This is a genomic window from Chryseobacterium sp. FR054, from assembly GCF_056844565.1.
Genome location: NZ_JBXDSA010000004.1, coordinates 158,421 through 173,497, shown reverse-complemented (window position 1 = coordinate 173,497; position 15,077 = coordinate 158,421). Strand labels below are relative to the sequence as shown.

Here is a 15,077-nt window from a genome sequence, read left to right as displayed (position 1 = left end):
AAAATTATTAGAAATGAAGTTGAAATGTACAGTTTTTATTCTGTTCATCATGACCTGTTGGGTATATGGACAGAAAAAGCCTTTAGACCATTCTGTCTATGACAGCTGGCAAAATATGGGGGCGAGAAAAATTTCAAATGACGGAAAATGGATTTCCTATTCCGTGGATGTTCAGGAAGGAAACTCCAGTCTTTTTTTATATTCCGTTAAAAATAAAGTCTCAAAGCAGTTTGCAAGAGCTTCAAAAGCCGATTTTACGAATGATTCCAGGTTTGCGGTTTTTCAGATCCGTCCGTTTTATAAAGATATAAAAGCAGTAAAAGATAAAAAGCTTAAAAAAAATAAATTAACGAAAGACAGCCTTGCCATTGTTGACCTTTTAAGGGGCCGGACGGAAAAAATTCCTGATGTAAAAACATTTAAAATTCCCGAAAAAGCTGGCTCTTATATTGCCTATCTTCTGGAAAATACAAAAGATAAATCCCATGATGCTTCTGATAAGGAAGATGGAGACGAAAATAAGGATGAAGATAAAAATGCAAAGCCACTCCAGCTGGTCGTACGAAATCTTTTGAATGGAAAAAGTACAGCCTATGATAACGTTATCCGCTATGAATTCAGTAAAAATGGTACGCAGCTCGCTTTTGTGACCAAAAAACCTGATGAAAAAAACAGCAGGGATAAAAAAGAACAAAAAGATTCAACGGATGAAAAATCCGGGGATAAAAAAGATAACGATAAATCAAAGCCAAAGAAATATGCTTTTCAGACGGTACAGATAGTTGATCTGCAAAAAGGAACTGTGACTACAATTTCAGAAATGGAAGGTGATTTTTCACAGCTGTCTTTAGATGAAGAAGGAAATCAGCTGGCTTTTGTGGGAACCTCTTCTGCGCAGAATGATCTGGTGAAGCTCTATCAGCTGTATTACTTTAATTTTAAAGGAAACAAAAAGGAAATGGTAACCAATGAAAATGCTCATATGAAAAAGAATTGGGTGATTTCTGAAAACCGTATGCCTGTATTCAGCAAAAACGGGAAACAGCTGTATTTCGGTGTTGCCCCGAAACCCATAGCGAAAGATACCGCAATGATTGCGAACGATCATGCGGTTGTAGATATATGGAATTATAAGGATGATTATCTGCAGACGGTACAGCTGAAAGAGCTGAAAAATGACCTTAAAAAATCTTATGCCGCAGTAATGCAGACGGAGAATCCTGATTTCTTCACAAATATTGATGGTGTAGATCTGGATACTTTACGATTGGTAAATGAAGGAAATGCCGCCTATACACTGGGAATTACCAGTCTGAATAACCGTGTTGCCTCACAATGGGAAGGCTCAACAAAGAAAACCTATTTCGTGATCGATAACAAAACAGGAGACAGAACGGAAATTGTCCGGAATCTGGACGGGGCGGTTGCCGTATCTCCACTTGGAAAATTTATTGTAATTTTTGACAGCGAAAAAGGGAACTGGTTCAGTTATAATGTTAAAACAAAACAGACCCTGCCCCTCACCACCGGATTACCGGTTTCTTTTGTAGATGAAGAATTTGATATGCCGGATTTCCCGAGCTCTTACGGAATTGCTTCCTGGACGGATCATGATGAATCTGTAATTATCAGGGACCGTTACGATCTTTGGGAGTTCTTCCTTGACAGTTCAAAAAAGCCAAGAAATATCACCAATGGTTTTGGACGTAAAAATAAAATAACATTCGATACTTATAGTTTTGATAAAGATATTAAAAGCTTAAACAGGAAATCGCTTATCTATTTGTCGGCATTTGATAACTCATCCAAAGCCAATGGTATTTTTAAAACATCCGTTCATTCGAATGCTGATCCCGTAAAAATTCAAATGGAAGATGTCTGGGGATACAGGAGTATTCAGAAAGCAAAAAATGCGGAAGAATATATTCTCGTAAAAGAATCATATACTGATTCTCCGGATATTTTTTCCACCTCGGATTTCTTACAACAGCATAAGCTAAGTGATACGAATCCACAGCAGAATCTTTATAACTGGGGAACCGATGAGCTGGTACACTGGACAACTCCAAAAGGAAATACCTCCACAGGAATTTTATACAAACCGGAAGATTTCAACCCTGCTAAAAAATATCCTGTGATCGTTTATTTCTATGAAAAACTTTCTGATAATCTGAACCGCTATGTAGCACCGGCTCCCACACCTTCAAGATTAAATATCTCTTATTTTGTAAGCAACGGCTATCTGGTTTTTACTCCTGATATTTCATATACAGACGGTTTTCCGGGAGAATCTGCGATGGAATACATTAATTCCGGAGTTGAAAAGCTAAAGCAGAATTCATGGGTAGATGGCAGCAAAATCGGAATCCAGGGGCAAAGCTGGGGCGGTTACCAGGTCGCCTACCTGATTGCACATACCGATATGTATGCAGCAGCGTGGAGTGGTGCCCCCGTTGTAAATATGACTTCCGCATACGGGGGAATCCGCTGGACTTCAGGGATGAACAGACAGTTTCAGTATGAAAAATCACAAAGCAGATTAGGAAAGAATCTTTGGGAAGCACCGGAACTTTATATTAAAAATTCACCGCTTTTTACTATTGATAGAGTAAAAACTCCGGTAGTTATTATGAGCAACGATCAGGATGGAGCCGTTCCGTGGTATCAGGGAATTGAAATGTTTACCGCTTTACGCCGCCTCGGAAAACCGGTATGGCTTCTGAATTATAACGGTGACGATCATAATCTGATAAAGCGCCAGAACAGAAAAGATATCCAGATCCGCGAACAGCAGTTTTTTGATTATTATCTTAAAGGGGCCAAAGCTCCGGTATGGATGACGAAAGGTATCCCGGCCACCCAGAAAGGAAGAGACTGGGGATTTGAGCTGACTGATGATAAGCCTTGATTAATAAAAATATTCTTAATAAAAAACTTCGGCGGAGCCCAAAGGGCTCCGCCGAAGTTTTTATACGTATAAAAACAACTATTTTTTAGCTGTTATTTCTTCTTTCACTTTATTTTCCAGTTCCTCGGCAAGTTCAGGATTATCTCTTAAAACATCCTTCACTGCATCACGTCCCTGTCCTAATTTGGTCTCTTCATAGCTGAACCATGAACCGCTCTTCTTCACGATTCCCAGATCTACTGCGGTATCAAGAATTTCTCCTGCTTTGGAAACCCCCTCTCCGTACATAATGTCAAATTCAGCCTGTTTGAAAGGAGGAGCTACTTTGTTTTTCACGATCTTCACCTTCACACGGCTTCCGATAGCTTCGTCTCCCTGTTTGATCGGTGCACTTGCCTTTCTGATGTCAATTCTTACAGAAGCGTAGAATTTAAGGGCGTTACCTCCGGTTGTTGTTTCAGGATTTCCGAACATGACACCGATTTTTTCTCTCAGCTGGTTGATGAAGATAACGGTACATTTTGTTCTTGAAATAGTAGCTGTTAATTTTCTTAATGCCTGAGACATCAGCCTTGCGTGAAGACCCATCTTGGAATCTCCCATTTCACCTTCAATTTCCGCTTTTGGGGTAAGCGCAGCTACGGAGTCGATAACAACAATGTCAATCGCTCCTGAACGGATCAGGTTATCAGCAATTTCTAAAGCCTGTTCTCCGTTGTCCGGTTGGGAAATAATCAGGTTTTCAAGATCGATACCCAGTTTGGCAGCATAGGTTCTGTCGAACGCGTGCTCCGCATCAATAAATGCGGCAATACCTCCTGCTTTCTGAGCTTCGGCAATAGCGTGAAGGGTTAAAGTAGTCTTACCTGAAGATTCAGGACCGTAAATTTCAATAATTCTTCCTCTCGGATAACCGCCAACGCCTAAAGCGATGTCCAGCCCTAAAGATCCTGAAGGAATTACCTCTATGGTATTATCTACGGAATCATCCCCAAGTGTCATTACTGTTCCTTTTCCGTATGTTTTATCTAGCTTGTCAAGCACTAATGCGAGTGCTTTTTTCTTATCATCAATGTTACTCATCGTCTTTAAAATAATTTCTCAAAAATACATAATTTAAATATCAAATGCTAATATTATTTAGGTGGAAAAACAGTTTTTAAAGTTAAAAATTATAAAATGAATGAGTGGATATGATGAACAGCAGAACAGCTTCAGCATATTTTTTCTGAATTTTGAATTATTGTTATGTGTTTGATTTTTAAATGCTTCTAATGGAAATTTGAATTCTTTGTAATCGCCAGATAATCCTCCAGTACCTTCATCTGATCTTTATTTCCTTTGGCTATTCTGGCTTTCCGGCTTATAAGTCTGTCATAGATTGTATTCACGAATATCTTCGACCAGGGAAATAATTTCTTTCCCCAGACTTCAGGAATTTTTAGCCTTCTGCATACTTCATCATCCAGAAGGAACCATGTGCAGCAGATGTGAAGATATCTCAGATTTTTACGTTCGAATTGATATTTCAGTATGGGATTTTCCAGTGATTCATTTAGTAAGGAGTGAGCCAGGAGAACCGAATCCTTATCAGAAGGCGGCTGCACAGAAGTCCACAGATAAAAATATTCAGTGGCCTGCTTTTTATCATCGGGAAGAAGATGCTCCGGAATTCCCAAAAGGTAACCTACATATTTCCAGAGGTGAAAAATACCCTGCTCTTCCTGTACGGAGAAGGTATTTCCCAACTTCTTAAGGCTGTGTAAAAAGACAAGACTGAACCCTATATAAGTAGCCATCATATCCCAGGAATTGATCGGCTCTCCCCAGTTTTCCGTATCCCAGCCCTTGTAATGTTTCTTTATTGAAAGCCTGGCATACGAATGAATCAGACGTGTTTTAACCGCAAACTCATATCCTTTCGCATGAATTTCCAGGGCGTTATAACGTGTAACGTTTACCCAGAAATCCAGTGTTTCCGAAAGGCGTTTTACCGCTCCTTTTTTCAGGGCTTCTGTAACGATCAGCGGCTTATTCAGGTAAGCGTAATCATAGCCGCCTATTAAGCAGTAATCTCTCAGGGAGATCAGAGAATCCAGGTTGCTTCTCATGCAGAGCTCCGCACCTGCTTTCAGGAGATCATGATTCAGCCATTCCGGAACGCGCTGTGTTTGGCTGAATAGTTTTTTTACGCTTTCAGGAACATCATCCGTTTCAGAAACTCCTTTGCGGATGTAGTGTTCTATTTCTCCGGAAGCTTCGTGAAATTTTTTGGTAAAATAGACTTCTTTCACCACTTCATCACCCATTATATCGATATGATAAAAGCTGGGTGAAAAAGTATCGAAATCTTTAAAGCTTACTTCTGCTCCGGAAAATTCAATAAGCTGTCTTCCGTTGCCTCTTTCCCAGAAATCTTTGAAATGAGGAGCGTCTTTAAAACGGGGCTGTATTATCGTTGGTTCCATTACAGATAAAAATACAGGTTTTATACCAAAATTTCTCAGTGAGATTTGTCAGTTTCTGAGACCGTTTTTTTAACAGGCTAAATAAGTCCCTTCTGAAAAGCTTTTTTTACCAGTTCCTTACAGTTTCTGGAGTCTGTCTTTCTTAAAATATTTTTACGGTGAGTGCGAACCGTGTGTTCAGACAGGACAAGCATTTGGGCAATTTCGGGCCCGGAATACCCTTTGGCAATAAGCGAAAGAACCTCAGTTTCTCTCCGGGTAAGGTGCTCTGTGGAAGAAGAACATGAAGAATGATCCAGTCTGATCTGCTGGAAATCAGTTCTTGGCCCTACTCCGGAAATAAGAACCGTGTAGGGATTTTCTTTGGTGATATGGTGAATGTTGGTATGAATATTTATAGACTGTACCGGCTGTCTGGATTCGTCTTCCATCGTAATAATGGCCTGATGGTGAAACAGCTCGTAATTTCCTTCCGCTGTCTTCATGCGGAAGCAGTAGCTTGATTTCAGATACAGCTGGTGTTCAAAACCAATTTCCAGTATTTTTTCAATAACAGTTTGTTCCGCTTTTAAAACAAATCCGAGATCATCAGGATGGGTAAGATCAATAATATCTTTTAAATTTTCTGGGAAAGAGTCCAGTCCGTGAAGTTTCAGAATATTTTTATGATGATGGGAGAGGGTACTGTTGGTTAGGTTCAGAACATAATAATAGAATTCACCAATGGCAAACATTTCACCGATAATGCGTTCCACAGGAGGGATATTAAGGATCTCCCGGTCCTTCCTGACGCCGGGATAGGTGTTCCAGACCTCTACCAGGGGATGATTTTGCTCTGAATTTTTCATGGCCATTTGTTTTTCAGGCTAAAATAACTAAAATACCGACAAAATACCACAAAAGGGGGATTTTTTTAGTCTGATAAAATTGCAAACTTTGCATTGGACAATCATCAGGAAAACTCAAATTTATTCAGCTCCGTCTTATCCCAGCTTTTCTTTTTATTGAAACTCATCATTTCAATTACCGGATGAACGGAAGCCTGTCTCATCTGTTATCATGTAAGCTATTAATGGATAAATAAAACAGTTTACTCTTTTCTTTTTTAGTTGTTTGAAAATGATAAACTAATGGCCTCTCGTTGCTGGAGAGGCCTTTTATTCTTTTAATCCCTGTACTCAGATAAGCTTCTACAAATATCCCCATTCAAAGGACTTTTTAATGAGTTCTGAGCTATTCTTACAGCCGGCCTTTTTTAAAATATTCTTTCTGTGCGTACGTACTGTTTCTTCGGAAATACACAGAATACCGGAAACTTTTGCTGCGGAATATCCTTTAGCAATACAGGTAATAACTTCAACCTCCCTTTTGGTAAATACAACAGAAGGTTCGGATATCTTATCATTGCTGATCCATTGCATCTGATGAAAGTCTTTGCGCCCGTTGATGCCTGAAAGTAAAACAGTGTAGGAGTTCTGGCGGGTAATATGCTCAATATTTGTATGAATATTGATCGTCTGCAGAAGCTTGCCGTTTTCATCTTTATAGGTATGAAGCGCCTGATGATGAAACAGTTCGTAATTACCTTTGGCTGTTCTCATCCGGAAACAGTAGCTGGATTTCAGTTCCTGCTGGTAATCGAATCCGTTAATTTCCATCATTTTTTCTATACACATTCTTTCAGCATCCATTACAAATTCAAGGTCATCGGGATGGATCAGGTCTATGATTTCTTTAAGATGTGTGGGGTATTTGTGGAAACCATGCATAGACAGGATGTTTTCATGGTGACTGCACAAAGTGCTGTCGGCAAAGTTGATCACGTAATAATAAAACTGACCCGGAGCAAATATTTCTCCGATAATGCGTTCAATGGAGGGAGCCGGCAATATACCGGCATCATTATTCTGGAAAAAATCAGGATAACTGTTCCATACTTTTGCGAGGGGATGCTGCTTTTTGGGATGAGCCAGGTATTTTTTATCCATACTTAATGTTTTCATAAAAATATAAAAAAAACGATTTCAAAAAATCACCTTTTTGCGGTATTGTAAAAGACTTGCAGTTTAAGGAATTTTGTAGAAATAAAGCTATGACCGGCACAGGATTACTGGCTTTAGATTGACAGTATTATCTTGTAAAATAAAGAATATACAGATCGTAAACAATAAAACTGAGATTATGAAAAAATTACTCATCCTTTTCGCTGTATTCCTGGGATTGGGAATCGCGGATGCACAGGCCAGAAAAGCAAAAGATCCGGATGCAGGGTTCGGGAAATGGCTTTTTGTAAAAAGTGATAAACCTGTACAGGTACGCTATAAACAGGTAAAAGTAGAGAATAATATCGGCTACTTTCAGCTGCAGTTCCGCATCAACTTTGAAGACGAGATATATTGCGGTAAACCGCAGTGTCTGGGATACTTAATGAATTTCAGCTACCCGCAGGGAGACCTCAGTAAGCAAACTCATAAAAATTATAAACTGATGAACAGTTTTAAAGGAGCTTACACTTTACCTGATCTGATAAGTTTTCCTATGAGCTTTTCCGATGGATCGAAATTCATCTTTGAGGACGGACAGCTGTTTGCCGTAAACAGTCCCGGCGGATCACCGCAACAGGCTTACGTGACAACAGCCTGCGTAGATAATATTTTATCCAATTACACCCGGCATAATTGCCGTGATTTTGATGAAGCGTCAGCTATTGAGCTGAAATAATAGCCGGAAATACTTTAAACAGCTTAATATGAAAACCATATTTACTCTTTTTGTTTTATTCCTTGGATTAGGAATAGGGAAAGCCCAAACAGCAGACGCAAAAAAAACGATTAACGAAGCTATACAAAAACTGAATGGTAAAAAGTTTGGAGATTTAAGGGTTGAAAAAGCCTCTTATGAAAATGATATTTTGAAATATACGGTCAATGTAACTGTGTTTAGCTTTGGCGGCAATGATGAGGAATCTTATACTGAATATTATTCTAATATAGAATGGCCGGAAATCAAAGAAGCCGGTATAACAAAAAAAGATAGAAATATTGATTATATCCACTTTTCTATTAATTCTAGCGGGTATACAAAAAAAGTAGGATTTTATGTGTTGGATAAAGAAACAAAAAGTGTAATGAAAGCCATTGAAATATTAAAAAACAGTAAATAAAACTTGCGGCTCAATTAAGTAAGAGAAATTCATAAAGACTGTCCTGCATGTGTATCCTGTAAAAAATAAACTTTATTACTATGAAATCCCTGTTTGCGATTCTCATCATATTTTTCGGATTAGGAATTGTAAGTGCACAATCCGATACAAAAATTCTAAGTCAGCCTGTCAATGTTCTTACAAAACCTGGTGGCTGGTATAATATTCATTTTCCAACACCTATTCATTTTGAAGAGCATAATCAGTTTAAGGAAGGAATGAAGATGCTGGGATTTGATAAAAATCTGTGTTATGCCTATAAGGCAATGACTGATAATCATGATGATGACGATGATACAACAAATTATGAATATGAAGCCATAATTTTTAAAGCGGCAGGTATTGTCAATGGAGATCCGGAGAAGATAATAGGTGAAAAACTTCGCAGCTTTTGGGAAAAAAATGGAGATAAGATTGGCTGCCATGATGGGGTACATACCGTTTCTTTTTATAAATCGGGTCTGCGGAACTTCCGGAATCACTTTTTAGGAGAGGCATTGTATTTTAAGCTTCCCCGGTTTAATGATGTCGGTTTTGAAGATGGCGGCCGTACATTGCTGGATGCTGTGGCAGATGAATATCAGAAATATGATTATGATAAAGTCAATTTTTATCGTAAAGAGCTGGTTTCCCTATATGATAGGCTACGGTCTCAGGGAGCTAAACATCGGTTCGAGCTGGAAAAAGAGAAGATTGTTCCTACGGATAAAGAATTATATAAACAATTTATTCCGGCCTATTATGAAGCGGCTGAGAAGGGAGATGCCTGGGCAATGTTTTATATAGCCCATACTTATATCGTAGGGATGTATGTTCCGAAGGATTTGGCAAAAGCAAAAAAATGGCTGGACAAAGCCACTAAGAAAGCTTTAGATAAGAAAGATTACTGGGCATTAGGCTTTTTTGGCGTAACCTATGATGAAAAATTGAATGACCCGAAAACAACTTTTTCTATCTATAAAAAAATGGCTGATGGGGGAAATAATAGCGGAAGGGTCCGGACAGCCAATTTTCTATTTTCCGGTTATGGTACTGAACGGAATGTGGATGAAGCTTTTAAATATTATATGCTTGCCAAAAATGAATCAACTGCACAGGCGATGATAGGCAGAATATTAGTAGAAAGAGGTCATAAGGAAGAAGGAGCAAAATGGCTCAGATGGGTTTCCCAGACCGGAGGTATGCAGATGCCAATCGGTGACGGATATACGGTGACCGAGTTTTGCAAAAAACATAATATCAAAGAAAGTGAACCGCGGATAGAGCCCAAAGATCTGGGGTTGTAGTTATTTTTCATTCCGCTAATGTTACAGTACTCAGGAGAGTATTATTTGAAACAGTTGCGAAATAAAATACCGAAGGGAAAAAATAGACAGACCTCATTAAGCAAAACAATAACAACTAAGATTATGAAAAAATCACTTCTCCTTTTCGTTGTATTCCTGGGACTGGGAATCGCGAACGCACAGAATAAAGAATACAAAGAATATTACGATAACGGAAAGCTCAAAAAGGAAGGCTATAAAAATGCGGATGGCGGGAGAGAAGGAGAAAATAAAGAATATTATGATACGGGAGAACTGAAATATCTCATGAGTTATAAAAACGGCCGGCTTGACGGTGAATCCAAAATGTATTATAAATCCGGGAAGCTGATGGGAGTTGAAAACTATAAAAATGGTAAGCCCGCAGATGGTGAACTGAAAAAATATTATGAAAACGGGCAGCTGGCATCCTTTATTAATGTCGTGGATGGAAAACCCAAAGGAGAATATGTTCAGTATTTCGATAACGGGCAGGTGGCCGTTAAAGGAAATTTCGTTAACGGACAGGTTGAAAATGAAGTTAAATATTATTACGCAAGCGGTAAACCCAAAAAAACTGAAAACTATAAAAGCGGAAAATTAAACGGCTTATCAAAAGAGTTCTATGAAAATGGGAATACAGAATCCGAATTTCATTACATCAATGGAGAGAAAGACGGTGAAGGTAAGTGGAATTATGATTCAGGAAAGCCCCGCAAAATTATAAATTATAAGAATAAAGAGCTCAACGGAGAATATAAAGAATTTCATGAGAACGGGCAATTAGCTGTAACTAAAAATTTGGTGAATGACAAAGAGGAAGGTATGGTTAAAGAATATCATTCTAATGGAAAACCTAAAAGAACCTGCAATTATACCGGTGGGAATAGGGATGGTGAGTGTAAAGAATATTATGAAGACGGGCAGCTGAAAGTGAAGGCAACTTATAAAAAAGGAAAACTTGAAGATGGATCAGAATACTTTAAGGAAGACGGCTCACCAGATCCGGAGTTAAAAAAGCTTGGTGATTTTCTTGATAACAAAGCTTATGAGGATAACAAAGTTTATGAGCAGAACAAACAAGCAGAAAAGAAATAATACAGTCGGGTACTTAGGTTTTTGCTACTATATTTAATAAATAAAATAAACAAAAAAACCTTCCATCAGGAAGGTTTTATATTACTCATTGCTTATCGCTTATTACCGATTACAAAGAAGCAGCGTGTACAAGCATATCTACTAACTTGTTAGAGTATCCCATTTCATTGTCATACCATGAAACAAGTTTTACGAAGTTAGGAGAAAGCATGATACCGGCATCTTTATCGAAGATAGAAGTTCTCTTATCTCCTACGAAGTCCTGAGATACTACGGCATCTTCAGTGTATCCTAAAATTCCTTTCAATTCACCTTCAGAAGCTTCTTTGATGGCTGCACAGATCTCATCGTAAGAAGTAGCTTTTTCTAATCTTACAGTAAGGTCAACTACGGAAACGTCTACTGTTGGTACTCTGAAAGACATACCCGTTAATTTCCCGTTAAGAGAAGGGATTACCTTTCCTACCGCTTTAGCAGCACCGGTAGAAGAAGGGATAATGTTGTTTAGAGCAGCTCTGCCACCTCTCCAGTCTTTCATTGAAGGACCGTCAACAGTTTTCTGAGTAGCCGTTGTAGCGTGTACAGTAGTCATCAACCCTTCAACAATTCCGAATTTATCGTGAATCACTTTAGCTAAAGGAGCTAAACAGTTGGTGGTACAAGAAGCATTTGATAAGATCTTGATATCGTCAGTCAGTTCCTTGTGGTTTACTCCCATTACGAACATTGGCGTATCATCTTTGGAAGGAGCAGAAAGGATTACTTTTTTTGCACCTGCATTGATGTGAGCCTGAGCTGAATCTTTAGATAAGAAAAGACCGGTAGATTCTACGATATAATCGGCACCGATTTCGTTCCACTTCAGGTTGTTAGGATCTTTTTCTGCAGTTACTCTGATTTTTTTCCCGTTTACCACAAGATCATTTCCTTCTACGGAAACTTCACCTGGGAAAATCCCGTGTACAGAGTCGTATTTTAACATGTAAGCCATGTATTCTGCGTTGATAAGGTCATTGATTCCTACCACTTCAATATTGTCTCTTTCAGTCATTGCTCTGAAAACAAGACGTCCAATTCTACCAAAACCGTTGATACCTACTTTAATTGTTGACATAATAGTTTGTTTTTATTAGATTATAAAAAATAATTAGATTGCTAAAATTTCTGAGATCAACAGAAGATCCTTGTTGATTTCGTTATGTTTTTTAATGGCCTCTTCAATAGGAGTGTATACCAGATCGTTGGAACGCATTCCGGCCATTACATTTGTTTTTCCGTCCATTAATCCTACTACGGCACCGTATCCGAGTCTGCTGGCAAGAACCCTGTCTGCACAGCTTGGAGAACCGCCTCTCTGGATGTGTCCCAAAATGGTTACACGAATGTCATAGTCCGGGAACTCTTCTTTGGTCTGGTTGGCAAGATCGTAAATGCTTCCCAGTTTTTCACCTTCCGCTACCACTACGATACTTGACGCTTTTCCTGTTTTTTCAGCTTTTCTGAAGTTGGCGAAAAGATCGGCCATGCTGTCTTTTTTCTCAGGAATAAGAATATCCAGGGCACCCGTTGCCAGTCCGCTGTTGAGGGCTATAAATCCCGCATCACGCCCCATTACCTCAACAAAGAAAACCCTGTTGTGGGAGGTTGCGGTATCACGGATTTTATCGATAGCTTCCATCGCAGTATTCAGGGCAGTATCATATCCGATGGTATTGTCTGTTCCGAAAATATCGTTGTCAATAGTTCCCGGTACACCAATTACCCGGATTCCGAATTCTTCGCTGAAGATTTTTGCCCCCGTAAAGGTTCCGTCCCCGCCAATGCATACCAGCCCTTCTATGCCAAGCTTTACACAGTTGTCATAAGCTTTCTGGCGGCCTTCTTTTGTCCTGAACTCCATAGATCGGGCAGATTTAAGAATAGTTCCGCCCTGGTTGATGATATTTTTTACGGAACGTGGACCCATTTTCAGGAAATCATCATGAATGAGCCCGTTGTAGCCTTCTCTTACTCCATAGCATTCGATATTATAATAATTGGCGGTTCTTACTACCGCTCTTAATGCCGCATTCATACCCGGAGAGTCACCTCCTGAAGTAAGAACTGCAATTTTTTTTACAGCACTCTCTTTCATCAAGTAAAAAATTTCGAACACAAATTTACAAAAACAAGTTCAGATAATGGCAGTAACTTCATAAGAGTTTTGAATATAAATAATTAAAAGCTTCTGAAATTTGTAGGTTTAAAAAAATACCTCGCCGTTCTTGTTTCCGGAGCATTCACGTCAAGGTCGTACCACGGCGTTGTATACCGATTAAAAGGATTTGAAAGAACATGCACCGATTGTGCCGGAGTGAAGCCTTCACTTAATAAAAATAACCTTTCTCCGTCCCTGTTTTCGCAGACACCGGAAATAAAAACAATATGGCCGGGGCTGCCCGGGGTGATCAGAATATCTCCCGTTTTCAGATCAGAATTTTTTATGACCGGTTTCGTCTCTTTATTTAATGAAATGGTTCCCGCATAATTAAAAATCAGATCCATATAATTCCTGAAGCTCTGATAAGAACCATCAAATGCAGCTGTTTTTCTGAAACTGACCGAGTTTCCTTTAACCAAAGCCCTGGTTCCGTTCTTATAATCATTCCACGAAAGCAGATCTCCGCTGGTAAAATGAAACCTAATCTCGTCAAACCTTTTCCCCCGGTAAAGATATTCGGCTCTCATCCGCATGGCGGCATCGGCACACTGCTGAAGATCCTTATCTCCGGTATCAATATCAAAAACAGCTTCATGGAGATCCTGGGTAGTAACAGGAACTCCGTCATACCGCAGAATCTGGGTACCATAGGGTTTAAGCTTGAAATGCTCAATAAAATATCCGAATGAATCTGGTTTTTCCTCTACCCATACATAGCCTTCAGGCGGAGAAAACCTTTCCCGGATCGTATTTTTATCTTTATTGATCTTTAAAGCATTTTTTGCAGCCGGCTGTTCATTTTTATCAGGATCATCCGGAAGGCGGTCTGAAGATTTTTCCTGTATACAGGCAGCAAAAAGGAGAGAAACAGTGATTCCCGTAATAATTTTTTTCATGCGCTTTTCGATTCGGTACAAAGATCAATTTTTTTTGCTTATCTGCCAAGATAAGAATTTGAAAATCTGTATGATCCGATTGGTTTTTTGAAATCCTCTCAGGTTTCCGGCTATCATTTATGGTGAGACTGAAGAAATTTTTACGTCTCAGTATTTATGTAGGGAGAACTCCGTTCCAAGTTGAAAAAAGATCAGGAATTTTTTTGGACAGAAAAATAAATTATGCTTTAACTGTTACTTGAAATACAGGCTCTTGTGCGGCTGCCAGAGAAGAATTCCGGAGAAGGAACGGCTCCTGAAATTTTCTTATGCCTGATTTGTACAAAATATACATTTTTCGCATATTTGTATAAAATGTCGGTCATGCAAAAAGAAAAATTACGTCTTATCAGAAAACAGAAAGGCTACACACAGCAGCAGGTAGCTGATTTTATTGCAACAGATGTATCCAATTACAGCAGGAAAGAAAGCGGTGATGTAAGGATTATTCCTGATGAGTGGGAAAAACTTGCCCGTTTTCTTGAGGTGCCTATGGACGAAATTTACGAAGAAGAGGAGACAAAATTAGTCGTAAATAATGATCACCCTGTTTATAACGACAATTCAGGAACTTCTGCCGGCTCAATTAATAATCAAAATAATTATAGCAATATCCCCGGATCTATTATTGAAAACCTTCAGGGTTATATCGCCTTGCTGAAAGAGGAAAATGAAAGACTGAAGGAAGAACTGAAAAATACTCCGAAAGGTAGAAAATAATACGGTTTTTAAACGGTAAAAATATCATGTCACTTCAATAGGGAGTGACATTTTTTATTTAAGATATCATAAAATAAATTTATTTGCTGAAACCTGCTTAAAACCTTTGATGTTCCGGTATCTTAAAAACCTGGTAATAATTAAAATACCAGCGACTAGCCTTAGCGTACTCCAACAAAAATCTGCTCAATCTGCCAGATCAGCGGGAGAATAAAAAGAAATCTTTAGGTTGGAAAAACGCA

At 38.9% G+C, this 15,077-nt stretch carries 13 protein-coding genes; 6 read left to right on the top strand and 7 right to left on the bottom strand.

Annotated features, from left to right (window positions below):
- The first annotated feature begins 13 nt into the window (after positions 1-13).
- Positions 14-2,908 (top strand): alpha/beta hydrolase family protein, encoded by a 2,895-nt coding sequence (locus tag AC106S_RS17005; RefSeq protein WP_482440876.1) that lies wholly within the window; start codon positions 14-16, stop codon positions 2,906-2,908.
- Between the two features lie 78 nt (positions 2,909-2,986).
- Here the strand turns inward: AC106S_RS17005 and recA are convergent, their stop codons facing one another.
- The 4 genes from recA to AC106S_RS16985 form a co-directional block, all read right to left on the bottom strand.
- On the bottom strand, positions 2,987-3,991 hold the full coding sequence (recA, locus tag AC106S_RS17000) for a recombinase RecA (protein ID WP_062697662.1): 1,005 nt from the start codon (positions 3,989-3,991) through the stop codon (positions 2,987-2,989).
- 188 nt (positions 3,992-4,179) lie between these two features.
- Complete coding sequence (locus AC106S_RS16995) at positions 4,180-5,376, bottom strand: oxygenase MpaB family protein (RefSeq protein ID WP_482440874.1); 1,197 nt, start codon at positions 5,374-5,376, stop codon at positions 4,180-4,182.
- Positions 5,377-5,453: 77 nt separating this feature from the next.
- A complete protein-coding gene (locus AC106S_RS16990; RefSeq protein WP_482440872.1) occupies positions 5,454-6,224 on the bottom strand; it encodes a response regulator transcription factor in 771 nt (256 codons plus the stop codon).
- Positions 6,225-6,566: 342 nt separating this feature from the next.
- The gene (locus AC106S_RS16985; protein ID WP_482440870.1) at positions 6,567-7,364 is read right to left on the bottom strand and encodes a LuxR C-terminal-related transcriptional regulator; all 798 of its coding nucleotides are present in this window, start codon (positions 7,362-7,364) and stop codon (positions 6,567-6,569) included.
- Positions 7,365-7,557: 193 nt separating this feature from the next.
- Between AC106S_RS16985 and AC106S_RS16980 the strand changes: the two genes are divergently transcribed.
- The 4 genes from AC106S_RS16980 to AC106S_RS16965 all read left to right on the top strand — a co-directional run bounded on the left by AC106S_RS16980 (position 7,558) and on the right by AC106S_RS16965 (position 10,980).
- Positions 7,558-8,097 (top strand): hypothetical protein, encoded by a 540-nt coding sequence (locus AC106S_RS16980; RefSeq protein WP_482440869.1) that lies wholly within the window; start codon positions 7,558-7,560, stop codon positions 8,095-8,097.
- Positions 8,098-8,125: 28 nt separating this feature from the next.
- Positions 8,126-8,539 carry a hypothetical protein gene (locus AC106S_RS16975; protein WP_482440867.1) on the top strand — a complete coding sequence of 138 codons (414 nt, stop codon included), beginning with the start codon at positions 8,126-8,128 and terminating at the stop codon, positions 8,537-8,539.
- A gap of 80 nt (positions 8,540-8,619) precedes the next feature.
- Entirely contained in the window at positions 8,620-9,864 is a 1,245-nt protein-coding gene (locus AC106S_RS16970) for a tetratricopeptide repeat protein (protein WP_482440865.1), read from the top strand.
- A 123-nt stretch (positions 9,865-9,987) separates the two neighbouring features.
- Positions 9,988-10,980 (top strand): toxin-antitoxin system YwqK family antitoxin, encoded by a 993-nt coding sequence (locus AC106S_RS16965; RefSeq protein WP_482440863.1) that lies wholly within the window; start codon positions 9,988-9,990, stop codon positions 10,978-10,980.
- A 109-nt stretch (positions 10,981-11,089) separates the two neighbouring features.
- Here the strand turns inward: AC106S_RS16965 and gap are convergent, their stop codons facing one another.
- The 3 genes from gap to AC106S_RS16950 form a co-directional block, all read right to left on the bottom strand.
- On the bottom strand, positions 11,090-12,094 hold the full coding sequence (gap, locus tag AC106S_RS16960) for a type I glyceraldehyde-3-phosphate dehydrogenase (protein WP_062697648.1): 1,005 nt from the start codon (positions 12,092-12,094) through the stop codon (positions 11,090-11,092).
- Positions 12,095-12,127: 33 nt separating this feature from the next.
- Positions 12,128-13,114, bottom strand: a complete 987-nt coding sequence (gene pfkA, locus AC106S_RS16955) for a 6-phosphofructokinase (RefSeq protein WP_482440861.1) — start codon at positions 13,112-13,114, stop codon at positions 12,128-12,130.
- Positions 13,115-13,197: 83 nt separating this feature from the next.
- Positions 13,198-14,076, bottom strand: a complete 879-nt coding sequence (locus AC106S_RS16950) for a DUF4846 domain-containing protein (RefSeq protein WP_482440859.1) — start codon at positions 14,074-14,076, stop codon at positions 13,198-13,200.
- A gap of 363 nt (positions 14,077-14,439) precedes the next feature.
- Between AC106S_RS16950 and AC106S_RS16945 the strand changes: the two genes are divergently transcribed.
- The gene (locus tag AC106S_RS16945) at positions 14,440-14,835 is read left to right on the top strand and encodes a helix-turn-helix domain-containing protein (protein ID WP_482440858.1); all 396 of its coding nucleotides are present in this window, start codon (positions 14,440-14,442) and stop codon (positions 14,833-14,835) included.
- Positions 14,836-15,077 lie beyond the last annotated feature (242 nt).

Bases quoted from the DNA above. Each gene is read 5' to 3' on its own strand.
- AC106S_RS17005 (WP_482440876.1), top strand. From the start codon at position 14: ATGAAGTTGAAATGTACAGTTTTTATTCTGTTCATCATGACCTGTTGG.
- recA (WP_062697662.1), bottom strand. From the start codon at position 3,991: ATGAGTAACATTGATGATAAGAAAAAAGCACTCGCATTAGTGCTTGAC.
- AC106S_RS16995 (WP_482440874.1), bottom strand. From the start codon at position 5,376: ATGGAACCAACGATAATACAGCCCCGTTTTAAAGACGCTCCTCATTTC.
- AC106S_RS16990 (WP_482440872.1), bottom strand. From the start codon at position 6,224: ATGAAAAATTCAGAGCAAAATCATCCCCTGGTAGAGGTCTGGAACACC.
- AC106S_RS16985 (WP_482440870.1), bottom strand. From the start codon at position 7,364: ATGGATAAAAAATACCTGGCTCATCCCAAAAAGCAGCATCCCCTCGCA.
- AC106S_RS16980 (WP_482440869.1), top strand. From the start codon at position 7,558: ATGAAAAAATTACTCATCCTTTTCGCTGTATTCCTGGGATTGGGAATC.
- AC106S_RS16975 (WP_482440867.1), top strand. From the start codon at position 8,126: ATGAAAACCATATTTACTCTTTTTGTTTTATTCCTTGGATTAGGAATA.
- AC106S_RS16970 (WP_482440865.1), top strand. From the start codon at position 8,620: ATGAAATCCCTGTTTGCGATTCTCATCATATTTTTCGGATTAGGAATT.
- AC106S_RS16965 (WP_482440863.1), top strand. From the start codon at position 9,988: ATGAAAAAATCACTTCTCCTTTTCGTTGTATTCCTGGGACTGGGAATC.
- gap (WP_062697648.1), bottom strand. From the start codon at position 12,094: ATGTCAACAATTAAAGTAGGTATCAACGGTTTTGGTAGAATTGGACGT.
- pfkA (WP_482440861.1), bottom strand. From the start codon at position 13,114: ATGAAAGAGAGTGCTGTAAAAAAAATTGCAGTTCTTACTTCAGGAGGT.
- AC106S_RS16950 (WP_482440859.1), bottom strand. From the start codon at position 14,076: ATGAAAAAAATTATTACGGGAATCACTGTTTCTCTCCTTTTTGCTGCC.
- AC106S_RS16945 (WP_482440858.1), top strand. From the start codon at position 14,440: ATGCAAAAAGAAAAATTACGTCTTATCAGAAAACAGAAAGGCTACACA.